General features: G+C 50.1%; 17 protein-coding genes. 8 read left to right on the forward strand and 9 right to left on the reverse strand.

The window, feature by feature from the left end:
• Positions 1-266 precede the first annotated feature (266 nt).
• The 5 genes from BUB18_RS04430 to BUB18_RS04450 all read right to left on the reverse strand — a co-directional run bounded on the left by BUB18_RS04430 (position 267) and on the right by BUB18_RS04450 (position 9,016).
• Positions 267-2,225, reverse strand: coding sequence for an FAD-dependent oxidoreductase (locus tag BUB18_RS04430; RefSeq protein ID WP_073078509.1), 1,959 nt, complete (start codon positions 2,223-2,225; stop codon positions 267-269).
• Positions 2,226-2,241: 16 nt separating this feature from the next.
• Positions 2,242-3,690 carry a RagB/SusD family nutrient uptake outer membrane protein gene (locus BUB18_RS04435; protein ID WP_073078511.1) on the reverse strand — a complete coding sequence of 483 codons (1,449 nt, stop codon included), beginning with the start codon at positions 3,688-3,690 and terminating at the stop codon, positions 2,242-2,244.
• Positions 3,691-3,714: 24 nt separating this feature from the next.
• The gene (locus BUB18_RS04440) at positions 3,715-6,954 is read right to left on the reverse strand and encodes a TonB-dependent receptor (protein ID WP_073078512.1); all 3,240 of its coding nucleotides are present in this window, start codon (positions 6,952-6,954) and stop codon (positions 3,715-3,717) included.
• A gap of 244 nt (positions 6,955-7,198) precedes the next feature.
• Positions 7,199-8,359, reverse strand: coding sequence for a FecR family protein (locus BUB18_RS04445; RefSeq protein ID WP_083549374.1), 1,161 nt, complete (start codon positions 8,357-8,359; stop codon positions 7,199-7,201).
• A gap of 72 nt (positions 8,360-8,431) precedes the next feature.
• Positions 8,432-9,016 carry an RNA polymerase sigma factor gene (locus BUB18_RS04450; RefSeq protein ID WP_073078538.1) on the reverse strand — a complete coding sequence of 195 codons (585 nt, stop codon included), beginning with the start codon at positions 9,014-9,016 and terminating at the stop codon, positions 8,432-8,434.
• Between the two features lie 277 nt (positions 9,017-9,293).
• On the opposite strand from BUB18_RS04450, the gene msrB reads away from it, so the two are divergent.
• The gene (gene msrB, locus BUB18_RS04455) at positions 9,294-9,737 is read left to right on the forward strand and encodes a peptide-methionine (R)-S-oxide reductase MsrB (RefSeq protein ID WP_245805614.1); all 444 of its coding nucleotides are present in this window, start codon (positions 9,294-9,296) and stop codon (positions 9,735-9,737) included.
• Between the two features lie 468 nt (positions 9,738-10,205).
• Positions 10,206-10,583 carry a hypothetical protein gene (locus tag BUB18_RS04460; RefSeq protein ID WP_073078541.1) on the forward strand — a complete coding sequence of 126 codons (378 nt, stop codon included), beginning with the start codon at positions 10,206-10,208 and terminating at the stop codon, positions 10,581-10,583.
• 82 nt (positions 10,584-10,665) lie between these two features.
• On the opposite strand, the gene BUB18_RS04465 is transcribed toward BUB18_RS04460, so the two are convergent.
• Entirely contained in the window at positions 10,666-11,820 is a 1,155-nt protein-coding gene (locus BUB18_RS04465; RefSeq protein WP_073078543.1) for an acyltransferase family protein, read from the reverse strand.
• 219 nt (positions 11,821-12,039) lie between these two features.
• Between BUB18_RS04465 and BUB18_RS04470 the strand changes: the two genes are divergently transcribed.
• Complete coding sequence (locus BUB18_RS04470; RefSeq protein ID WP_073078545.1) at positions 12,040-12,807, forward strand: DUF4846 domain-containing protein; 768 nt, start codon at positions 12,040-12,042, stop codon at positions 12,805-12,807.
• A 3-nt stretch (positions 12,808-12,810) separates the two neighbouring features.
• On the opposite strand, the gene BUB18_RS04475 is transcribed toward BUB18_RS04470, so the two are convergent.
• Together BUB18_RS04475 and uxuA are read right to left on the reverse strand one after the other, a co-directional pair.
• Entirely contained in the window at positions 12,811-13,614 is an 804-nt protein-coding gene (locus tag BUB18_RS04475; RefSeq protein WP_073078547.1) for an SDR family oxidoreductase, read from the reverse strand.
• Between the two features lie 19 nt (positions 13,615-13,633).
• Positions 13,634-14,833, reverse strand: a complete 1,200-nt coding sequence (gene uxuA / locus BUB18_RS04480) for a mannonate dehydratase (protein WP_073078556.1) — start codon at positions 14,831-14,833, stop codon at positions 13,634-13,636.
• A gap of 158 nt (positions 14,834-14,991) precedes the next feature.
• Between uxuA and BUB18_RS04485 the strand changes: the two genes are divergently transcribed.
• From BUB18_RS04485 to BUB18_RS04505, 5 genes are all read left to right on the forward strand, one after another.
• Positions 14,992-16,002 carry a LacI family DNA-binding transcriptional regulator gene (locus BUB18_RS04485; protein ID WP_073078558.1) on the forward strand — a complete coding sequence of 337 codons (1,011 nt, stop codon included), beginning with the start codon at positions 14,992-14,994 and terminating at the stop codon, positions 16,000-16,002.
• Positions 16,003-16,210: 208 nt separating this feature from the next.
• Entirely contained in the window at positions 16,211-16,591 is a 381-nt protein-coding gene (locus tag BUB18_RS04490) for a hypothetical protein (protein ID WP_073078559.1), read from the forward strand.
• 218 nt (positions 16,592-16,809) lie between these two features.
• A complete protein-coding gene (locus BUB18_RS04495; protein WP_073078561.1) occupies positions 16,810-17,892 on the forward strand; it encodes an efflux RND transporter periplasmic adaptor subunit in 1,083 nt (360 codons plus the stop codon).
• A 19-nt stretch (positions 17,893-17,911) separates the two neighbouring features.
• The gene (locus tag BUB18_RS04500) at positions 17,912-21,079 is read left to right on the forward strand and encodes an efflux RND transporter permease subunit (RefSeq protein ID WP_073078563.1); all 3,168 of its coding nucleotides are present in this window, start codon (positions 17,912-17,914) and stop codon (positions 21,077-21,079) included.
• Positions 21,072-22,493: a TolC family protein gene (locus tag BUB18_RS04505; protein WP_073078564.1), complete on the forward strand. Its 1,422-nt coding sequence runs from the start codon at positions 21,072-21,074 to the stop codon at positions 22,491-22,493. The genes BUB18_RS04500 and BUB18_RS04505 overlap by 8 nt, the downstream gene beginning before the upstream one ends.
• A 78-nt stretch (positions 22,494-22,571) precedes the next feature.
• Here the strand turns inward: BUB18_RS04505 and BUB18_RS04510 are convergent, their stop codons facing one another.
• Positions 22,572-23,087, reverse strand: coding sequence for a hypothetical protein (locus tag BUB18_RS04510; protein ID WP_073078566.1), 516 nt, complete (start codon positions 23,085-23,087; stop codon positions 22,572-22,574).
• Positions 23,088-23,089: the final 2 nt, after the last annotated feature.

A 23,089-nucleotide genomic window follows, 5' to 3' on the forward strand; every position in this document is an offset into this window, starting at 1 on the left:
TGCTCCACCTGAAATATTAACGTTATTTATACGCGAAGTAGAGACGCCTCGCAGGCGTCTATTCGAGGAAATCTACCTCCCAATCTCCGCTATTGATGTTTTATTTAATTTAGCGAAGATTATGTTTTGATAGACGCCTGCCAGGCGTCTCTACACAAGTCTTTACCACTGCTCCACCTGAAATATTAACGTTATTAATACGCGAAATGGAGACGCCTGATATGGCGTCTCCTCACTATTTAACATCCACCTTATTTTACGAAAAGTCATCTCCCCTTTACCGGCACAAACAACACCGCATCCGCCACCACTACGCCACTCGCTCCCTTACCTGAAAGTTCCACCCAGGCGCCGGGCTGCAGGGAATATTTTCCCAGGTCCACCCACTCACCGGAAGTTTGCCCTTCCACTTTTACTTCAGCGGATTTTATAGCAGTATTATATTGCTTACGACCATCAAACACCTGCACCGGCGTTACCGCCGCATGGTTTGCCACGCGAGGCACATAGGTATACACCTGGTAGGCGCCGGCTTTTTTAATGGCCGGTGAATAACGGATGGTATTCCCTTTTCCATTATCCAGCAACAAGGTAGGGCCGTAACCGCCACGGTTTTCCGTTTGCCAGTCGCCGGATTTAGTCGTATAGGTAGCATCGTTATCATCCACCAATATTTCAGGGGTACTGCCATCTGCCAGCGGATCATTTTTCAGCTGTTGCTGGATCTTCGCTACATCAGCCTGCTGCACGGATACTTTGGTATCGATGGCCAGCGCTGCCGCCGTAGCAGCGGATTGCGCCAGCACCATAAACACCGGTTCCATACGTATGGAACCATAGGCAATATGGGAAGCCGATAAACAAACGGGCACCAGCAGGTTTTCGCATTGTCCCTTTTTGGGGATGATAGAGCGGTAGCTCACCGGGTATGGTCCGAAACCACCGATCTGCACGTCCCCTTCATTTTTTACCATACCGTTTACGACTATACGCTGACAGTTATGTGAATCCATGGTATAGGCTGCCATTCCTACCCCATCGGTTACTTTTTCTTTGGCTTCGCAGTTGGCCTGCGTCATCACGTATTCGCCTACCATACGGCGTACTTCGCGCACGTATAGCTGCGGCGACCAATGACCATTATCGGTATACTCATCCTTCGGATAGCCCCATTGCAGCATTTCATCCCGGAGGTGCTGCGGCATACGAGGATCATGCCCTATGAAATACAGGAGGCCTTTGGTATATACCTCATGGTCATGGATGATTTGTTTGCGGCCCGCGGCATCCGCCTCCGGATAGTCATAATTTCTCCCGATCATATCCGTGGAAAAAGCCCCGTTATTGTTAATGTCCGTTTTATTGTTCGGCATACGATCCACCTTCAGGATAGTATTGAGCGTTGGCGATTTCAGCTTTTCCAGCAAACGCAGCAGCAGCTCATAACGTGCCGGCTGGTAGTCCTCCGGCTGGGTGATGGCAATGCTGTTTTTAGGATCGTTGCTCAGGCAGATGCGGAAGTTGTAGGTCTGCACCTTTTTATCCCCGCTTCCCTGCGGCTCCATCGCTGCAGGACTTATCCCCCACAGCAGGCCGCTTTCCGGCTTACCAGGTGTTCTATAGGGATCAATACCATCGGGAAACTGGTGCTTTTCGCGCAGCTGTACCCCATTGTAGGTTTCGTTGTACTGACTGTTCGCTTCCCGCCCTACGGTATAGGACACGCCCGCCCTGGCCATCAGATCACCCTCGTAGGAGCAGTCAATAAACATTTTCGCGCGGATAGTACGTGTATCCGCTCCCGTTACCTTAACGGCGCTGATCCGCTGCCCCTGCATCTCCACACCTGCCAGCTGATACTGGTAGATCACCGGCACATCAGCGGCCTTGATATATTGGTGGAAAGTAGCTTCCGCTACATGGGGTTCAAAAATCCACTGTTCAAACCGGCCATAGTGGCTCCCGATTCTCCGGTAAAAATCCCTGGAAATACCGGTAATGGCGGATTTATTCCCGATATCTGTATAACCCAGGCCTCCGGTGGTGAGCCCACCCAGGTGCTTGTCCGGCGAAATCAGGATCACCGATTTATGCAGCTTTTTTGCGGTATACGCCGCAATTACACCGGCGGAAGTACCGCCATACACACATACATCTACTTCCTGCGCCCTTGCCAGCCCGCTGAGCAACAGGGCCGCGCTAACCAATAAAGTTTTCAATTGCATTGTTCAATATTTTGAGTTAGTAGCCCGGGTTCTGATCCTTTACCGGATCAATGGCTTTGTTATAGTTATATTCATTCGTTGGAATAGGCCACAGCAAATGCTTATCCGCAACCGTGATGCCTTTCATGTTCTGTATAACCTGTTTTACCGTGCCCAGTCGCTTCAGATCGAACCAGTGTTTGGCTTCCGAACAGTTTTCGTAGGTACGTTCCCGTACTACCAGGTTTACAAATGCATCCAGTGTATTATAGTCACTCAGCTTGAAATCCACGGCAGCATCCGGTGCTGCAGTGGGCTTTCCATAGGCCCTGCGATGCACACGGTTCAGCATTTCCATGGCATTGGCATCAGGGGCACCAGCCGCCCGCGCCGCACTTTCTGCATAGAATAACACCACATCTGCATAACGATACATAGGAAAATCATTACCAGCTGCGGTATTGGTCACCTTGTCGCTGAACTTTTTGTTGAGGATAGTGGTGCTGGTTAACCCAAACGTTTGTACGTACCAGTTAAATTTATAACGCAGATCGTTTTTATCCCACTGGGTCATAAATTTATTCTGCACGGCATCACTGTAAAAAGTATAATAACCGCCCGGCTTATAATAACCGGAGTTAGGGTAATGTGCATACATCGGATAGCTGAATCCCTGATCAGCAGGCGTTCTGCTGAATTTCAGGTAAAATACTTCCTCCGGTGATGCCTGCACATCCGGCCCGAAAATTTTATCATAATCATCGGCTACGGCGACTTGTACCAGCGCATATTTATTACTGTTGATCACGGCTTCGGCGGCGTCCTTCGCTTTCGTATAGTCGTGCAGGTTCATGTATACATCCGCCAGCACGGCTTTGGCGGACCACCTGGTAGGCGCCCCGTCCAGCCTGGGCTGGTCGGTGAGGTTATCGGCCGCATAAGTGAGGTCCTCCACGAGGAACTGGTATGTAGCGTCGGTGGTGGCTCTCGGCACATCCAGCTGCGACATATTCTCCGCGGTGCGCAGGGGAACTCCTGCCCAGTTCCGCACCAGGTGGAAGTACAACAGTCCGCGCATAAAGCGCGCCTCTGCCATAAACCTGGCGGCATCGGCCGTATTGAGCGACTTAGCACCTGGTATCTTCTTAATCACAATATTGGCATTGCGGATAGCCTCATAAAACTGCGCCCAGATATCCCCTACGCGGGTAATGTTCGTATTATCGAGGCCGGCATAGTCGTTGAGCGGCGCATGGCTGCCACGGCCATACATGTATTCCGTATAAATTTCCAGCTGGCACTGGTAAAGGGCCCCCATGCTACCACCCTGTCGGATGGGTTTATAAATCGCATTGAGCCCGGCCTGTACCTCGGCCGGCGAATTGTAAAAGTTTTCTTCTGCTATCGCCTGCGGCTTTTCATCCAGCACCTTACTGCAGGAAGTCACCAGCATAGCGGCTATCAACAGGTATATCGCATGTTTCATAAAAGTCGGTTGTTTATTTTAAAATCAGAAACCACAGCGGAGTCCTACCGTAAACGACTTGCTAACCGGGTAGGTAGAATAGTCGATGCCTTGCGCCACGGAGTTTTCAGAGCCGTACACATTCACTTCCGGGTCGTACCAGGAATACTTTGTGAACGTAATCATATTTTGCGCGCTGATATATACCTGTGCCTTTCTGAACCATTTGGTATGTAATCTCTCTACAGGCAGATTATAGGCCAGCTGAATATTTTTCAGTTTCAGGTAGGAGCCGTTTTCTACGAAGCGGGTGGACATATTTCCGGCCAGGTTGCGGGTGATCTTTGGATATTTAGCATCCGTATGCTCCGGTGTCCAGTGGTTTTCCGCTACTTCTGCCGGCAGGTTGAGGCCCATACCCAGATCGAGCGTGGCAGCCTTGTTCAGGTTAAAGATGTCGTTGCCCTGCGAGCCCTGGATAAACAGCGTGAGCTCAAATCCTTTGTAGGTGGTAACCGAGTTAATACCGTAGGTAAAATCAGGATTGGGATTACCGATATAAGTTTTATCTGCCGCAGAAATCTTACCGTCTTTGTTCAGGTCCACATATTCCAGGTTGCCGCTGGCGCTGTACCCTTTTTCCACATAGCCGTAGAAGATGCCGAATGGCTGCCCTTCACGGAGCAGGTTCACATAATCGTTGAGCGAGCCGGTGTAGAGATTATTGCCGTAAATATCCTGACCGTTATAGAGTTTGATCACCTTATTGCGATTGAAAGCGATGTTACCGCCAATGTTCCATTTCACGGCTTTGTCCATGGCCTGTACATCCACGGCAAACTCCATCCCTTTATTCTGCATTTCGCCCACATTTTGCACGGTATTCTTGTAACCCATAGAGGAAGGCAGCTGCACTTTATTCAGGAGATTTTTGGTGCGTTTCTGATAGAAATCGGCGGTAAGGTGGAAGCGGTCGCGGAACAGACCCAGGTCCACTCCGAAATCCACCTGGTAGGTAGTTTCCCATTTCAGTGTATTCGGCAGCGTTTCACCCGGTGCGTAGGTGATATAGGCCGCATCGCCGAAAGTGGTGATGCCCGGTGTGAGCAGGTTCAGCGTTTGATAGGGGTTGATGGCGGTACTGCCGGAAGCACCATAGCTGCTGCGGATTTTCAGGTCGCTGATAACTTTGGACTGCCTGATCCACGGTTCACTGGACATGCGCCAGGCCACCGCTGCGGAAGGGAAGTTACCCCACTTGTTCTCTTTGGAATAACGGGAAGAACCATCGCGGCGCATACTCACGGTAAACAGGTACTTTTCCATCAGCGTATAGTTGACGCGGCCAATGAAGGAGAGCAATGCCCATTTTTCGTAGGTACTGTTAGGAATTCCAGGCGTGGCTGCACTCTGCAGTGATCCGGTATTGATCACATCGCTGAGGAAGCCGATACCGGAACCTTTCATCACCGTCTGCACATTATCCTGATAAGTGAAGCCCGCCATAGCATTGATGGCGTGTATGCCAAAGCGTTTGTTGTAGTTGATGACGTTTTCATTCAGGAGACTTTGGGTTTGAGAAGTATTTACCTCTGCCTTGCCCACTGAGTTGGTGCTTGGTTCGATGTTGGAATAGATATCACGCCTGTCGTCCTGGTTATTGATACCGGCGGAAATGCGTATGCTCAAATCTTCCATGGGCCGGATGGTGAGTGCCGCATTGGAGAATACACGGTTTGCTTTCAGTCGTTCGTTGACTTCATAAATCGGAATCATCGGGTTGATGATGGCGTTGGAAATAAACGGATAGGCCGTGGTAAGGCGGCGGTAGGAGCCATCTTCCAGGTAGGGTGATAAAGTTGGCGGCGCCATCAGCATAGCCGAAATGAGATCACTGCCCCTGTTGCCCAGCTGGGAATTTTGTACCCGCGTATCTATTTTGGTGAGTGCCACATTATACGAAAGTGAAAATACTTTGCTGATATCATGTTCGATACTTCCGCGCAGGGAGTAGCGTTTGTAGTCGCTGTTGCGCACAATACCATCCTGCAGGTACATACCCGCACCAACAGAGAAGCGTGTTTTATCCCCTCCTCCACTAACGGTAACGCCTGTATTGGAAAGCGGTGCATTGTGCATCACGAGGTCCTGCCAGTCGGTGCCGGGTGTTTTCCCGAAATCATCTATCTGCTGCTGGGTGAAGTAAGGAGCCACGTTATCATTTTTCGCCTGTTCGTTGTACAGCAGGGCGTATTGCTGCGGGCTCATGAGCCGCATTTTTTTGGTGACCGACTGCACGCTATAGCTGGAGGCTACATCTACCGTAGTCCCTTCTTTTTTCTTACCTGTTTTGGTGGTGATCATCACGATGCCGTTGGCACCGCGGGAGCCGTAGATGGCGGTGGACGATGCATCTTTCAGCACTTCCATGGAAGCGATGTCGGAGGGTTGCAGGAAGTCGGGGCTGCCGTTAAAAGGAAACCCATCGATCACGTACAGCGGTTCGTTACTGCCGAGGATGGAGTTGACCCCGCGGATGCGCACACTGATTTTACCACCGGGGGCACCGTTATTCTGCATCACCTGTACACCGGGCGCACGGCCGGCGAGGGCCTGCATGGCGTTGGTGAGCGGCTGTACGGAAATATCTTCGGAGCGGATCTGCGATACAGCGCCGGTAAGGTCCGATTTTTTAGCGACGCCATAGCCGATCACTACTACTTCAGAGGATCTGTTGACTACCGGCTTTAGCCTGACAGATAATGGCGTATTGCCGCTCACCGTTACTTCCAGCGTTTCATAACCCAGATAGGAAATCACGAGCACAGCATTGGGAGGGGCATTGAGGCGGAAGGAGCCATCGGCTTGTGTAACTGTTCCGGTGGCGCTGTTTTTCACTTTTACGGTAGCTCCGGGCAGCGGGCCACCGTCTTCTCCCGTTACTTTACCCAGCACTTCCTGGCGCAGGATTTCCGGCTGGTCAGGTGCGGTTTCCTTTGCCATGATCACTATATTTTTCCCTACCATGGTATAGGTAAGCGGCAGGTTTTTCAGGCAGATGTCCATGGCCTCTTTGAGCGGGGCTCCTTTGATATCTATATTGATGGCGGGAGTACCGTCCAGCAGGTGGTGGTCAAAGAAAAACACGTAGCCCGATTGCTTTTCAATGGCGCGGCATACCTTTTCCAGCGAAATATTTTTCCGGGAAAGGGTAATTTCCTGTGAGTAGCCATTGGCGCTCACCTGCAAGCATGCTGATAATAAAATGATTGCAGCGATTTTCATAACGCGAATTGTTTGGGCGATCCACGGTGGTTGACTGTCCGTGTGCCGGAGAATAGCTTTAAAATTCATACATTTGATCGGTTTGGGTAATAGAAATCCCGCCCGGCGTGAGCCAGGTGTTTGAAGGTCGTGGAATGATTTTCAGGAGGGTTACCCGCCATTATTACCGGAGGTGTTCCTGCACTTCCGGTTTTTTTATGGATGGATAACGGTTAGTGTTTACTTTTTCATAACGGTATTGGTTTCATGGCTGTACGATGATTTTGTGATTAGATAGTTTAACGTGAATCTTACTGAGCTCGAGTATCCTGATTACTTCTTCTATGCTGCTGTTTCGGTTGATCTTCCCGCCAAATTCTCTGTCGGCGGGTATTTTGCCTGCGTATTCTATTTCTACATCATACCAGCGTGCGATCTGCCGCATTACGCCGGGAATTTTTTCGTGATTAAACAGGAAGTAGCCATTTTTCCAGGCTACCATTTCTTCTACATCCTGGGCTACTGTTACGTTAGTGCTGCCATCTGGTGTGGTGGTGGCCAGCTGCCCCGGTTGCATACGGGTGGTGGCTTTCGGCGTTTTCACTGCGATGGCGCCTTCCAGCAGGGTGGTGCGGATGCCTGGTTCTTCCGTATAGGCCATCACGTTAAAGCTGGTGCCCAGTACCTGTATGGTGTTGTTATTGACTTTTACAAAGAAAGGCTGGTTGGCGGCGGGTGCAATTTCAAAATATGCTTCCCCGCTGAGCTCCACGGTACGGTCGCTCCCATGGAAACTGGCTGGATAGCGTAAGCTGGAAGCGGCGTTGAGCCATACCCGCGAGCCGTCGGCCAGCACAATGCGGAATTGTCCGCCCCGCGGCACCTGCAACCTGTTATATTGCACCGGCCCCGTGTTGCCGTTGCCGTTATAAGCCAGTTGCCCACCGCTGAGCTGCACGTTGGCATTACCCTGCATGGCAAGGCTGGTGTTGGCCGAATCCAGCGTTACCTGTGTACCATCGGCCAGGGTGAGGATGGCTTTGTTGGTGCCGGGCTTGGGCAGTACCTGCTGCGCTGTCACTGCTTTTCGGGCCGGCTTATGATGCACGTTCCAGTAATACACACCGGCCGTTACCAGCAACAGCAATGAAGCGGCAGCCGCCACCTGTAGCCGCCAGTTGATGCGGCGTGGCTGCAACCGTTCCTTATAGTCAGTATGCTGCTGCAACCGTTCCCATAGTCGCGCTTTTACGGCCTCCGGGCCTGCCAGCCCCGACTGTTGCAGCTGCTGCTCTATGGCTGCTTCGAACTGCTGCCGGTATTGCTCCTGGCTTAAGGCAGCGCGGAATTGCTGCAACCCTTCGGCGTCCAGCGTATCGTGGAGATATTGATCTAATAACGTGGCAAATTGTGCAGGATTCATCATAGCGTAATTACCTTACAAGGGTAAAGACGCGCAGCTGAGAAAAAAGGAGGTGCGGAACTGAAAATATTTTTTTCAGGAGCACAGCAGGAAAAAGAAAGTGACAAAATACCCCGGCAGCCATTTGCGGAGCGTAGCCAGCGATTGTACGATATAGCTTTTGACGGTAACTTTTGATATTCCCATCACAGTGGCGATTTCTTCATGACCGAGGCCCTCGAGGCGACTGAGCCGGAACGCTTTCTGCTGCTGCGGAGGTAGTTTGAGGATGGCCTGTTGCAGCTGCTGTAGCAGGTCGCGGGAGAAAATTTCTTCCGCACCGTGACTACGGGCGCTCTCCCGGAAATACTGTTCCTGGTATGCCAGGTAGGTAGCCTGGGAATGCAGCTTGCGGAGGCGACTATAAATAAGGTTACGGGCAGCGATGAAGAGGAATCCCGGGAGATTGTTTACCCCGTTGAGCGTGGATCGCTTTTCCCAGAGCATGGTGAATACATCCTGTGTAATATCCTCGGCAATTTCCGGCGACTTGGACAATAACAGGGCGGCTGCGTACACCCGCTCCCAGTAGCGCTCAAACGCGCATCGGTAGGCCTCTCCATTCCCTGCAAAAATCCCGGTGAGCAGCTCGTGGTCGCTGCTGTTGATGAAACGCTCCATTAGATCACACCCGCTGGTTTAAACCGGAATAGCCGGGTGGCTAAAAATAGCAAAAAATAATTGGCAGCCGCAAGATTTACCTGGCCCGAACAAAAAAATGCCCTCGTTGATTGGTTAAATAGTAATTAACAATTCCTTACAAGCTGCCTTATCCGCAGCATGGTACAATTGCTTAAATTTGTATAGACAACTTACGCATATGAGAATTCAGTCCATCATACTCCTCCTTTTATTTTTTGTAACCGCGTGTAAAGGACAGGCGCAAAAGAGTAATAATATGGAAACTACACACACCAATAATCCATATTACTCCCGTACAGATACTACCCATCTGAACGTGAGTAATGAAGAATGGAAAAAAATCCTGCCACGGGATTTATACAATGTGGCCAGGCAACAGGGCACCGAAAGAGCATTTACCGGTAAATACTGGGAAGGAAACCCTAAAGGCACCTACTACTGCGCCGTTTGCGGCAACGAACTCTTCCGCTCGGATGCCAAGTTCGCCAGCGAATGCGGATGGCCCAGCTTTTTTGAGCCCGTACGGGAAAACAGCGTGATTTACAAGCCGGATAACTCCTTCGGTATGGAACGGATAGAAGTGGAATGCGCCCGGTGCAACTCCCATCTCGGACATATATTTGACGATGGTCCACCGCCTACCCATAAACGCTTTTGTATGAATTCGGTGTCGCTCGACTTTGAACCCGATAGTAAATAAGTTCTTATAAAATCCGCCTTCGGCGGATTTTTTATGCGATCATTTTTTCACGCAGAGCAGCAAAGCAGGTAAGCAGCTAAGACTTGTGTTTTGTTGTTTAAAAAAGTATTCTCACGCCGAAGGCGTGAGAATACTTTTTTAGGGGCAGGACAAAGGCCTGCCCTAAAAAAGTTAAAGGAACAAAAAATCATCCTTTGCTGCTTACCTGCTTTGCTGCTCTGCGTGAAAAAAGACCGCAGGGGCCGTAGGCCCCTACTTCTGTTAAAAAAGCCCCACAGCATTACCCAATTTGTGTAGCCCCTCACCCAAATTTAAGGCTGGTCTCAAATCGCAACCAGGCACAGAAGCATCGCCCGCAACTACCCTATTATCAAGCAGTTCAGCCTGTTTAATCCCGCATTTTCCCCGATGGTATGCTAATTGTTTTATGGCGGATAACAATCTTTATTTAAAACCAAAACTTACATTATGAAATCTATGCTCAAATTCATCGGGGTGTTACTGTTAACTGCATTTGTGTTCGCTTCCTGTAGCAAAGACACCGACCCAGCCGATGTAGACGTGTTTGCCGGTACCTTCAAAGGTAAAATCAGTTATGTTGATTCTGAACAAAACCTCAGCACTGATGCAGGTAGTGTGTTTGTAACAAAGGTTGGTTCCCGTTATGACTTCAGATTTTCAGATGGCCTGCCTGACCTCACTGGCGTGGAGTTTGAAAAGAAAGATGATAACACCATGGTAAACGTTGGTTCCGCTGGAACTGGTTTAATTACCATCAATAAAGATAAACTCGTGATTGGCTATACGAAAGATGGCAGAACGTGGACAGCTGATTGTGGCAGGTAATTAAGGCTACTCTCACTCAACATATATTACAAAAAAAATCGCCCACCGATGGTGGGCGATTTTTTGTATTTAATCAGCACCTTTATGATGGAACACCAACAGGAGCAGGCGTTTTAGAAACCGGCATCAGCTTTTGCTGCAGCCATTTCCGTACCGGCTCATCATAATATTTTAAACACACCCATGCAATTACTACTGCACTTACAAAAGTTAGTATCGCATAAGGCGCCGCTTCTGTAAGCGTAATCCCTTTATGTTTGCTTACCCAGCCAGTGTAAGTATAAATTAGTGGGTAATGAGAGATATAAATCGGATAGGAAATATCGCCGAGGAACTTGCATATGCCTGTCGCGGCTTTGCCCTCCAGCACGCCACTGGCGCCGAGAAAGACAATCAGCGGAAACACCAGGATAATAGTAATACTTTCATATATCCCATTGGCCCACATATTTTCTGCGCCGCCGATGCGTGGCATTCCCAGCACGGTAAGCAGAATCAATGAACACCAGAGAAAAGCATTTTTTATTTGTACCAGCTTCACCGTGCGGAACAATAATAAGCCGGCAAAAAACGGAAACAGCAAACGGATAAAACCGATCTTCAGCTGTTGCACACTAAGCGTCCAGCCGCCAATCATTTCACCCCGCTCGCTGGTTATGGCATAGCATGCCAGCCAGATGCCACAAACCGCCACCAACACTGCCAACGCCGCTTTAGATAATTTTCGTATACCCGCTGCATACAGGAAGTTACCGATGTATTCAAAAAACAGCGACCACGCCGGGCCGTTCAGGGGATGCATCTCATTCCAGCCACGTACATCCATACTGATCGTAACAGGCAACATGGTAGCACCAATAACCATTATCACCAGCAGGTACCATACCGGCACCTCATGAATTTTTGGCCATATAGGCGAATCCTGGAAATAAAAGAAAATAGCCCCTATCACAGACCCCATGACCACCATGGGTTGCAGGCGAATGAGCCGGCGTTTGAAAAAGCCTCCCATCGTCATTTTACCCCATCGATCGTCGTAGGCATAGCCAATTACGAAACCCGATAACAGGAAAAAGAAGTCCACAGCCAGGTAACCGTGGTTGATCATCAGATCGAGACTACTGGTGGCATGCGCCTCCAGGATGTGGAAGATTACCACGGTAAGGGCTGCTACACCACGAAGGCCATCCAGAATAGGAAAGTGCGGTTTGGACGGTAATGTACCGGATTTATTCATAACAGTTTGTTTGGAATATGGGCAAAAGATAATATTCCAAATCATTACTGTTATATATTTTTTTACCGGCGGTAATGGAGCGCCCGGAAGGCGGCAGGTAATTGCAGCGCCGCTTCCGGGCTACTACCAGGTTAGAGAAAGGCCACCTCGCCGGTCAACATTGTTCAGCTGCTTTATGGAAATTGGCGGCTACCGCATCTTGCTAAGAAACCCATATTCATGAAACTACTTTTCATCCTACTGTTACCACTTACCTCCTTTGCCCAAACAGTGGGTAATATTCCAGCGCCCGCCGGGTTTGAGCGCGCCGCTGTCAGCAACGGTTCCTTTGGCCAATGGTTGCGTACCATCTCCCTAAAACAACACAATACGGTATACCTGTATAACGGACAGCTCAAGCAAAACCAGGAGGCACAGGCCGCTGTGCTGGATATTAGCGTGGGTAAAAAGGATCTGCAGCAATGTGCGGATGCTGTGATGCGACTGCGGGCAGAGTGGTTATATGCGCATGAGCAGTATAACCGGATTGCATTTCATGCAACGGATGGCACCTTGCTCGACTATGCCGCATGGCAGCGGGGATGCAGGTTTCAGCTGAAAAATCAGCGCCTGGCAAAAGTATGCAATCAGGAAAAAGGTAACAGCAGAACCTTGTTTCAGGCCTACCTGGAACTTGTTTTCAGCTATGCAGGTACCACTTCTTTAGAGAGAGAACTGGTACCTGCTGCCGGCAGCCCCATACAGCCGGGCGATGTTTTTATCCAGGGAGGATCACCGGGCCACGCGGTAATCGTGATGGATGTGATTACCAACCGTACGGGGAAAAAGAAATTTATGCTGGCGCAGAGCTATATGCCTGCGCAGGATATTCATATTTTAAAAAATCCGGCTGATGGCAGTTGCTGGTACAATGAAGATTTTGGCAACCTGCTTCGCACGCCGGAATGGACTTTTAACGGCAATGCCCTGCATCACTGGCCGGATTAGAGCTTATACTCCGCTGAAAACGGAAAAGCCACCGTCCACATTTACGATTGCGCCGGTAACAAAGCGCGACTCATCACTGAGCAGCCATACCAGTGCGCCGTTCAGCTCCTGCGCCTCACCGAAACGCTTATACGGCGTATTTTTCAGTACGAGGTTTCCTCTTTCGGTGTAGGAACCATCCGGGTTGGTGAGCAATGCACGGTTTTGCTCCGTCAGGAAGAAGCCGGGCGCAATGGCGTTCATGCGCAATTTATCGCCAAAACGATTGGCCATTTCTACCGCGAACCATTGTGTATAGCAATCAATGGCGGCCTTGCCCAAACTATAACCCATCACCTTGGTGATTACACGTTTGGCACTCATGGAAGAGATGTTGACGATGCTGCCACCGCCGCCGGCAGCAATCTGCCGGCCGAAGATCTGCGTAGGCAGCACCGTTCCCCAGAGGTTCAGGTCCATGGCGCGACGCATGCCGTTCATATCCAGCGAAAAAATATCCTGGTCCGGTTGCAGGATAGCTTCCGGAATATTGCCGCCGGCGGCGTTTACCAGCCCGTCGATGCGGCCGAAATGTTGCGTGATTTTTTCGCATGCTGCCACCAGGTCCGCTTCACTGAGTACATCCGCCTGCACGGCAAGGGCGCTGCCGCCGTCCTGGTTGATTTGCGCCGCTCTTCCTTCGGCAACCCCTATATTACGCCCCAGGATGGCCACTTTACCGCCTGCACGATGGATGCCTTCTACAAATGACTTTCCTAAAATACCGGTACCACCTGTGACAACTATTACTTTTCCGTTGAGATTCATTTCTTATGTTTTTCTGAGATTATTTTACTGTCTCCAGCATGCTTTTGATACCTTTTTCCAATCCGTTTAATTCTGCCAGGCCTTTCAGGCGGCCAATCAACGAATATCCCGGGTAAGTATTAAAATTAAAATCGGTCCATATCTTATGCCCATGATCCGGGCGCACGGGGATGGCAACGTCTGCACGGCCCAGCTGCTGTCTGCTGCGCTGCTCCAGCACTACCTGCTTCATCACCTGCACCATATCGGTGCTGCCTTTGAGGTGCTCCGCTTCGTAAAAGCTGCCATCCGCATCATGCTGCACGTTGCGTAAATGCAGGAAGTGGATATGGCTGCCGAGGCGGGCAATCATCCCCGGCAGATCGTTGTTGGGATTAGCTCCCAGCGATCCTGTACAAAAAGTAATACCGTTGGATGGGGACGGGTACATGTTGATCAGCTCTTTCAGATCCGCTTCGTTGCACACTACCCTTGGCAGGCCAAGAATAGCAAAGGGCGGATCATCCGGGTGGATACACATTTTTACGCCCAGCCGTTCAGCTGCGGGGATGATGTTTCGCAGGAAGTAGGCGAGGTTTTCCTTCAGCTTCACTGCGTCGATGTCTTTATATCTCGCCAAATGTTCCTTAAACTCCGCGATGGTAAACACCTCATCCGTGCCTGGCAAACCTGCCAGGATGGTGCGGATCAGCGTTTGCTTTTCTTCTTCGTTTAGTCCGTCCAGGTATTTTTTGGCAGATGCCTGCTCCGCCGGGGTAAAGTCGTCGAAAGCGGCTTTCCTTTCCAGGAGGTAGAGGTCAAACGCCATCAGGGCCGGGCGATGGAAACGGAGGGCCGACACACCGTTAGGCAGCCGGTAGTCCAGGTGCGTGCGGGTCCAGTCGAGCACCGGCATAAAGTTGTAGCACACGGTTTTAATGCCTGCTTCCGCCAGGTTGGTCAGCGTTTGGATGTAGTTGGCAATCATTTCCTCGCGCTGCGGACCTGCAATTTTAATGGACTCGTGCACATTCACACTTTCCACCACACTCCAGGTGAGGCCATGGGCTTCGATTTCCTGCTGGCGCTCGCGGATGGCCGGGAGTGTCCATACCTCACCGCAGGGGATATGGTGCAGCGCGGTTACTACGCCGCTAACGCCTGTCTGGCGTATGGCTGCCAGCGTTACGGGGTCTGAAGGGCCGAACCAGCGCAGGGTTTGTTCAAGATCTTTGATCATGATAGTCTGATTTCAAAACAAGTAGCAACAATATTTTCAAAACGTGGCAATAAAAGTAGTAAAAAATAACAATCGATTGTTTTTATTTTAGGGAGATAATAACTGCCTCTTGGGACCATTAATAAAGTATATTTAACAACCGATTGTTAATAATTCACATGAAGCAAAGGGAAACGACCATATACGATATTGCCGAAAGGCTGGGCCTGGCCGCATCTACCATCAGCAGGGGCCTGAAGGGGCATCATACGGTAAGTCAGCAAACGCAGCGCAGGATCATTGCCACGGCGGAGGCCATGGGTTACCGGTCCAACAGCATTGCGGCGAGCTTACGCACCAACAGCACCCAAACGATTGGGGTGATAGTGCCGCGGCTTGACAGCTACCTGATGTCGCAGATCATTGCCGGCATGGAGAAGGTTACCAGCGAAGCGGGTTACAACCTGCTGATCAGTCAGTCCCGCGAAATGGCGGCTAACGAAGCCCGCAGCGTGCAATCCATGCTCAACAGCCGGGTGGACGCGCTGCTGGTATCCCTTGCGGAGCATACGGACGACCTTGCACATTTTGAGGCCTGCAGGGCCAAAGGTGTACCGCTGGTTTTTTTCGACCGTGTGCCGGCCGATATGGATCAGCTCTGCATCACTATCAACAACGAAATGGCGGGCTACCAGGCCACGCGCCACCTGCTGGACCAGGGCGCGCGGCAGATCATGTTTATATCCGGCAGCCTCCGGAGAAACGTTTATGAACAACGGCTGGCAGGCTACAAAAGAGCACTGACATCTGCCAAAATAAAATTCAACCCTGAGCATATTATTATCAACGACCTCACCGAGGAAGCAGGCATACGTGCCGCGCGGGCAGTGGTGAGCCAGCACGCCGATGGCGTGGTAGTGACCAACGATATCTGCGCAGCCGCCTGCATGAACGAAGTGCAACGCCTTGGCCGCCGCGTACCGCAACAGGTAAAGTTTACCGGCTTCAATAACGACATAATTTCCCGACAGGTAACACCTGCCCTTACTACTATTAATTATCCGGGGATTGAAATGGGGGAAGTGGCTGCAAGGCATGTGCTGGCGCACCTGAAAGGGAACGTGGATATTTCGCAGTTGGAGAATATTGTGATAAAGTCGAGTTTGATTATACGGGAGTCGTCTTTATAACCCATTGGTTGTCGCCGAAGGCGACAACCAATGGGGGGCCTGCGAGCCGCAGGCTCGCAGGCCCCCCATTTTCGAGTATTAACTAATATTTAATATTACCATTTAACTCAGCAGCAGTAACATCTGCATATAAACAAATACTATTTGAGGGGGTTACCACTTCAATTTATTTTTTTCATTTCAAACTTTTACTATTTTTGGCCCCCAAATGAGAGTGGCAATATTTTTCGCATGTTTATCTTTTTTTCTCTTCAAGGGAGATGACCGTGCCTATGCCGCCAGCCACCTGCATAGTTTTTGGAGTGTAACCCTCAAAAACCTCCAGCACAAACAACTCACTAAACTCAACGCCTCCATTATCCAGGATACCAGCCTCGAAGAAGAGGAGAAACTGATGATGACAGATGACGTGGAGTCCGACAGCTGCAGTACTTTCCTTGCCAGGAAATACCGCATCATCGCCTGCTTTTACCTGTCACTTGCCAGCTTTTTTACAGAGCGGGATCTTCACAAGTGCTACCATACCCCACCGCCCGACTGGGGAGAACTTTCCAATATTTACATTACCCAACGGGTACTCAGAATCTGATATCAACCAGTAACCGGTTGCCAATGGTATGCCCCTGCCCATTGCAGGTCAGGCCAGCATGCTGCCCGGTAACCGTTTCCCACTCATTTTAAGTCACTGACGAGCCATTCGCGATAAATCCCATCAGGGTTTATCACGGTAAGGCCGGAGCCTGCGGTTCCTACCTTATCCAAACACGTAGTTGACCAAAATTTCGCCTTAATTACCCATTTAATATCATGAAGAAGATCGTCATGTTCACCGGCCTGCTGGGCGTTATATACGCCACCAGCTGCCAGCCCGCAAAAGAGGAAAAGGAAGAAACCGAAAAATATACGGTTACCAGTCCCATGGAAGTAGACACTTCCTTTACGAAAGAGTATGTTTCGCAGATCCGTTCTGTCAAAAACATCGAGATCCGCGCCCAGGAAAGAGGGTTCCTGCAAACCATTTATGTAGACGAAGGTCAGTACGTACATGCAGGTCAGGTGCTCTTTAAACTGATGCCAAACGCCTTCCAGGCCGAACTGCTGAAAGCAGAAGCCGAAGCCAAAGCCGCCACCATCGAACTGCAAAACACCAAAGCACTGGTGGAGAAAAACATCGTTTCCAAAAACGAGCAGGCAGTAGCACAGGCAAAGCTGGACCAGGCCAACGCAGAAGTATCACTGGCTAAGCTGCACCTCTCTTACACAGAAATCCGGGCACCGTTCGACGGTGTGATCGACCGCATCCCTAAAAAGATCGGTAGCGTGGTAGATGAGGGAGAACTCCTCACCAGCCTGTCGGACAATACCCAGATGTTTGCCTATTTCAACGTATCCGAACCGGAATACCTGGAATACCAAACGAATGTGAAAGGTCGCGGCAACAGTAAAGTAAGCCTGCTCCTGGCCAACAATCACCCCCTCGCTTACAAAGGTGATGTGGAAGTAATTGAAGGAGAATTCGACAACGAAACCGGCAACATCGCGTTCAGGGCCCGCTTCCCGAACCCCGATAAATTGCTGAAGAACGGAGAAACCGGTAAGGTGATGATGACCGTGCCTATGAGTCGCGCCATCATCATACCTCAAAAAGCCACCTACGAAATTCAGGACAAAAAGTATGTGTTTGTAGTGGACAAAAACAATGAGGTAAAATCCCGCAACATCAACATCAGCGGCGAAATGCCAGACTTATACATCGTTGGAAACGGCCTTGCCATCACTGACAAAATTCTGCTTGACGGCGTTCAGAAAGTTAAAGACGACCAAAAGATCAACTACGATTTCAAAAAACCGGAAGAAGTGCTATCTCACCTGAAGTTAAAAGCTGAATAGCAGGCAAAGCCAACTAAGTATGTTTAATAAATTTATTCAGAGACCCGTTCTCTCTATAGTAATATCACTCATCATTGTGTTTCTGGGTGTGCTGGGGATTATGCAGCTGCCCGTAACACAATTCCCGGCCATCTCGCCACCGAAAGTAAACGTGACGGCAGAGTACCCGGGTGCCAACGGTGAGCTGATGATCAAATCCGTGATCATTCCGCTGGAAAGAGCCATGAACGGTGTGCCGGGCATGAAATACATGACCTCCGACGCCGGTAACGATGGGGAGGCTTCTTTACAGATCATCTTCAACCTGGGTACTGATCCTAACCAGGCTTCCCTCAACGTACAAAACCGTGTGGCCTCCGTGGTAAACAAACTGCCCCCACTGGTAGTGCGTGAAGGGGTAAAGATCACCAAAGAGGAATCCAACATGTTGATGTATATCAACCTGTATAGTGATGATCCTAACGCCGATCAGAAGTTCCTCTTTAACTACGCCGATATCAACATCCTCGCGGAGCTGAAACGTGTACCAGGTGTGGGTGTGGCCGATATCCTCGGGAACCGCGAATATGCTATGCGCGTGTGGCTGAAGCCTGACCGCATGCTCGCCTATAAAATCAGTGCGGATGAAGTGATGAAAGCACTCGGTGAACAAAGTCTGGAAGCCTCTCCCGGTAAAACCGGCGAAAGCTCCGGCAAACGCTCCCAGTCCTTTGAATACGTGCTCAAATACTCCGGCCGCTATACCACCAAGGAACAATACGAAAATGTAGTACTGCGCTCCAATCCCAATGGTGAAATGCTGCGCCTTAAAGACGTAGCAGACGTGGAATTTGGCAGCTCCATGTACGACATCTATTCTAACCTGAACGGTAAACCATCCGCGGCGATCGTATTGAAACAATCCTATGGCAGTAACGCCAGCCAGGTAATCAAGGATGTAAAAGCTAAGATGGCCGAAATCCAGGCTGCCTCCTTCCCTAAAGGCATGCACTACGAGGTGAGCTACGACGTATCCAAGTTCCTGGATGCCTCTATCGAGAAAGTATTGCATACCCTCGTGGAAGCATTTATACTGGTGGGCATTGTGGTTTTCCTCTTCCTGGGCGACTTCCGATCCACCATTATTCCTGCTATGGCGGTACCGGTATCATTGATCGGTACTTTCATGTTCATGCAGTTCTTTGGTATCACCATCAACCTCATTACCCTGTTTGCCCTCGTACTGGCAATTGGGGTGGTGGTGGATGATGCCATTGTGGTGATTGAGGCCGTGCACGCCAAGATGGAGGAAGAACATATAGGGCCGCTGAAGGCCACTAAAAAAGCTATGCATGAAATTGCAGGGGCCATTATCGCCATCACCTTCCTGATGGCGGCGGTGTTCATCCCGGTAGCGTTCATGTCGGGGCCGGTGGGTTTATTCTACCGCCAGTTCTCCATCACCATGGCTACCTCCATCATTCTGTCGGGTATTGTGGCACTAACGCTTACGCCTGCACTCTGCGCCATGATTCTTAAAAACAATCATGGTAAGCCGAAAAAGAATACGCCGGTTAACAAGTTCCTGAACGGTTTCAACAACGGATTCAATAAGATTGCCGGTAAGTACCAGGGATTGCTGGGTAAGATCGTGAACAGGCGCATCGTCACTTTCGGCGTACTCATCATCTTCTGTATTGGTACTTATTTCATGAATAACAGCGTGCCTTCCGGCTTCATCCCGAATGAGGACCAGGGTATGTTCTACGCCATTATTCAAACGCCTCCGGGCTCCTCCCTGGAACGTACCAACCAGATCGCAGAACGGTTACAGAAAATTGCAGAAGACGTAGAAGGCGTACAATCTGTTTCTTCCCTGGCAGGTTATGAAATCCTCACAGAAGGTACGGGCTCCAACTCTGGTACCTGCCTGGTGAACCTGAAGAGCTGGGAAGAACGTAAGCATTCGGTAACCGAGATCATGGAGGAACTGGAAGAGAAAGCCAAAGATATCACGGGCGCTAACATCGAATTCTTCCAGCCGCCGGCAGTACCAGGCTATGGTGCAGCAGGTGGTTTTGAGCTGCGACTCCTGGATAAAACAGGTAGTGGCGACTATAAAAAACTGGAGCAGGTAAACAACGACTTCGTGGAAGCGCTGAAGAAAAGAAAAGAGCTGACCTCCGTGTTCAGCTTCTACAGTGCCAGCTTCCCCCAGTATATGCTCAGTGTGGATAATGACCTGGCGCAACAGAAAGGCATTACCATCGACAATGCGATGAATACGTTGTCGACCTTAATCGGTAGTAACTACGAAATCAGCTTCATTAAATTTGGCCGCCTTTACAAGGTGATCGTGCAGGCATCGCCGCAGTACAGGGCGTTGCCGGAAGACATCCTGAAGCTGTACGTTAAGAACGATAAAGAAGAGATGGTACCTTTTTCTGCCTTTATGAAGATGGAGAAAGTGTATGGCTTATCGGAAATCACGCGGCATAACATGTACACCTCGTCTGAGATCAGTGGTTCCTCCGCTCCAGGCTACAGTAGCTTCCAGGCCATTCAGGCCATCAACGAGGTAGCGAAGAAGGATCTGCCGAGAGGTTACGGTATTGACTGGGCGGGTATTTCCGCGGACCAGGTAGCGCAGGGCCATCAGGCGCTGTGGATCTTCCTGATCTGTCTTGGTTTCGTGTACCTGATCCTGTCGGCACAATACGAAAGCTTCATTCTTCCTTTAGCCGTAATCCTTTCCTTACCGGTGGGTATTTTCGGGGCCTTTTTCCTGCTGAAGGTGCTGGGCCTGGAAAACAACATTTACGCGCAGGTGGCCATGGTAATGCTGATTGGCTTGCTGGGTAAAAACGCCGTGTTGATTGTTGAGTTTGCCGTGCAGAAGCACCGCGACGGCTACACGGTGCAGCAGGCGGCGCTGGAGGGTGCCAGGGTGAGGTTCCGTCCTATCCTGATGACCAGCTTTGCATTTATTGCCGGTTTGATTCCGCTGGTAATTGCTACCGGTCCGGGTGCGTTGGGTAACAGAACCATTGGTACAGCAGCTGCCGGTGGTATGTTATTCGGTACGGTGTTCGGTGTGGTGGTGATCCCGGGATTGTATTTCATTTTCGGGAAGATTGCAGAGAAGCGCATGTTTGTAAAAGACGAAGAAGAAAATCCATTAACAGAAGAAATTGATCACAATGTATAATAGATACCTGGGCATATTAGGCCTTGGTCTGGCCTTTGCAGCCTGCAAGGTGCCTGTAGGTACGCAGCAGGTAGAAAACAGATCTACGCCCGCATCCTACGGCAACGGGCAGGATACCACTACTGCTGCCACTATCGAATGGCGTAAGTTCTTTACAGATCCTTATTTGGTAAAGCTGATAGATAGTGCGCTGGCACATAACCAGGAGCTGATGATCACCTTACAGGAAATAGAGATCGCCAGGAACGATATCCGTGTCCGCCAGGGAGCACTGGTGCCAACGGTTACCGGCCGAGCAGGCGCAGGGTTGGAAAAGGTGGGTCGCTATACCAGCCAGGGCGCCGGTGACGCTTCTACCGAGATTACGCCGGGGAAAGAAGTACCTGATCCGCTGGGCGACTTAAGTATTGGTGCCTATGCCAACTGGGAAGTTGACATCTGGAAAAAACTGCATAATGCGAAAAAAGCAGCTGTATCCAGGTATCTGGCAACGGTAGAAGGGCGGAACTTTGTGCTCACCAACCTGGTTGCTGAAATTGCCAACTCCTATTACGAGTTGCTGGCGCTGGATAATCAGCTCACGATTGTGAAGCAGAACATTGAGCTGCAGAAAAGCGCGCTGGAAATTGTAAAGGCGCAGAAAGAGGCTACCCGTGCAACGGAGCTGGCAGTGAAGAAGTTTGAGGCAGAGGTGCTGAAGTCGCAGAGCCTTGAATTTGACATTGCGCAAAAAATCAAGGAAACGGAGAACAAGATCAACTACCTGCTGGGTCGTTATCCGCAGGAAATTGATCGCGATAAAAGTGAGTTCCTCAACATCGTACCGGCCATGGTTACGGCTGGCATTCCCTCTCAACTGCTGGCCAACCGGCCCGACATCAAACAGGCAGAACTGGAGCTGACAGCAGCCAAACTGGATGTGAAGGTAGCGAGGGCCGAGTTTTATCCATCGCTGGGTATTAGCGCCGGCATAGGATTCCAGGCTTTTAATCCTTCCTATCTCTTTAAACTGCCTGAATCATTGTTATACAACCTGGCGGGCGACCTCGCAGGGCCACTGATCAACCGTAATGCAATCAAAGCGGAGTTTAACAGTGCCAATGCGCGACAATTGCAGGCGATGTACAATTATGAGCGCGTGATTTTAAACGCCTTCCTGGAAGTATCCAACCAGCTGTCCAACATCGACAACCTGGAGAAGAGCTACAACCTGAAATCGAAGCAGGTGGCAGCTTTAACTACTTCTATTGATATTTCAAATGACTTGTTTAAGTCGGCCCGTGCGGATTATTTAGAAGTGCTGATGACGCAGCGCGATGCGCTGGAAGCCAGGCTGGATCTCATTGAAACCAAGCAGCAGCAGTTTGCTGCGGTGGTGAATGTGTACAGGGATTTAGGTGGTGGCTGGAGGTAAAACCGGCGGTTTTAATAGTAATGAAAAGGGCGGTATCCGTGAGGATATCGCCCTTTTTATGTGGAGTAAATGTCAGCATTAATCTTCAAAATACCTATACGGATACACGCCGTAAAGCAGCGGATGTATCTGCTCCAGCGCAGCCTTATATTCTCCCTGTAATTTCAACAGGTCTTCTATGTCCAGTCTGTCTTCCAGTTGCTGGATCACCAGGCCCAACTGCACGAAGCCGGCAAAGCGAACAGGTATTTCCAGGAAGTCCTTCAGATCGCCATACTCCCCTTTTTCATGATCATAATACAACACCTGTAAAGTTTTGCGGTCAATAAACCATTCGTCGCCCTGACCGGAGCGGGCAAACAACCATATGGCCGGTGCCAGGTCGGGATAGTTATCCGCGAGGTAACGATTTTCCTGCAGGGTGGCCTCATAATCCAGTAAGATGATATCCGCACAGAGTTCCTGGCTTTTATAGTTAGTAACAAAAGGCAGGTAATCGGCGTCGCCTATACGCAGTTTATCCAGGTTGCGAATGGGCTGGCTCCGTTTTTCGAAGGTCTCAAACAAAGTGTTGATATCGGGTACGGTGATCATAG

This window comes from Chitinophaga jiangningensis, assembly GCF_900142605.1.
GTDB classification, from domain to species: Bacteria; Bacteroidota; Bacteroidia; order Chitinophagales; family Chitinophagaceae; genus Chitinophaga; species Chitinophaga jiangningensis.

What these genes read in the sequence shown, in the direction of transcription:
- BUB18_RS04430 (WP_073078509.1), bottom strand. Translation starts at nt 2,225, where the DNA reads ATGCAATTGAAAACTTTATTGGTTAGCGCGGCCCTGTTGCTCAGCGGG.
- BUB18_RS04435 (WP_073078511.1), bottom strand. Translation starts at nt 3,690, where the DNA reads ATGAAACATGCGATATACCTGTTGATAGCCGCTATGCTGGTGACTTCC.
- BUB18_RS04440 (WP_073078512.1), bottom strand. Translation starts at nt 6,954, where the DNA reads ATGAAAATCGCTGCAATCATTTTATTATCAGCATGCTTGCAGGTGAGC.
- BUB18_RS04445 (WP_083549374.1), bottom strand. Translation starts at nt 8,359, where the DNA reads ATGATGAATCCTGCACAATTTGCCACGTTATTAGATCAATATCTCCAC.
- BUB18_RS04450 (WP_073078538.1), bottom strand. Translation starts at nt 9,016, where the DNA reads ATGGAGCGTTTCATCAACAGCAGCGACCACGAGCTGCTCACCGGGATT.
- msrB (WP_245805614.1), top strand. Translation starts at nt 9,294, where the DNA reads ATGGAAACTACACACACCAATAATCCATATTACTCCCGTACAGATACT.
- BUB18_RS04460 (WP_073078541.1), top strand. Translation starts at nt 10,206, where the DNA reads ATGAAATCTATGCTCAAATTCATCGGGGTGTTACTGTTAACTGCATTT.
- BUB18_RS04465 (WP_073078543.1), bottom strand. Translation starts at nt 11,820, where the DNA reads ATGAATAAATCCGGTACATTACCGTCCAAACCGCACTTTCCTATTCTG.
- BUB18_RS04470 (WP_073078545.1), top strand. Translation starts at nt 12,040, where the DNA reads ATGAAACTACTTTTCATCCTACTGTTACCACTTACCTCCTTTGCCCAA.
- BUB18_RS04475 (WP_073078547.1), bottom strand. Translation starts at nt 13,614, where the DNA reads ATGAATCTCAACGGAAAAGTAATAGTTGTCACAGGTGGTACCGGTATT.
- uxuA (WP_073078556.1), bottom strand. Translation starts at nt 14,833, where the DNA reads ATGATCAAAGATCTTGAACAAACCCTGCGCTGGTTCGGCCCTTCAGAC.
- BUB18_RS04485 (WP_073078558.1), top strand. Translation starts at nt 14,992, where the DNA reads ATGAAGCAAAGGGAAACGACCATATACGATATTGCCGAAAGGCTGGGC.
- BUB18_RS04490 (WP_073078559.1), top strand. Translation starts at nt 16,211, where the DNA reads ATGAGAGTGGCAATATTTTTCGCATGTTTATCTTTTTTTCTCTTCAAG.
- BUB18_RS04495 (WP_073078561.1), top strand. Translation starts at nt 16,810, where the DNA reads ATGAAGAAGATCGTCATGTTCACCGGCCTGCTGGGCGTTATATACGCC.
- BUB18_RS04500 (WP_073078563.1), top strand. Translation starts at nt 17,912, where the DNA reads ATGTTTAATAAATTTATTCAGAGACCCGTTCTCTCTATAGTAATATCA.
- BUB18_RS04505 (WP_073078564.1), top strand. Translation starts at nt 21,072, where the DNA reads ATGTATAATAGATACCTGGGCATATTAGGCCTTGGTCTGGCCTTTGCA.
- BUB18_RS04510 (WP_073078566.1), bottom strand. Translation starts at nt 23,087, where the DNA reads ATGATCACCGTACCCGATATCAACACTTTGTTTGAGACCTTCGAAAAA.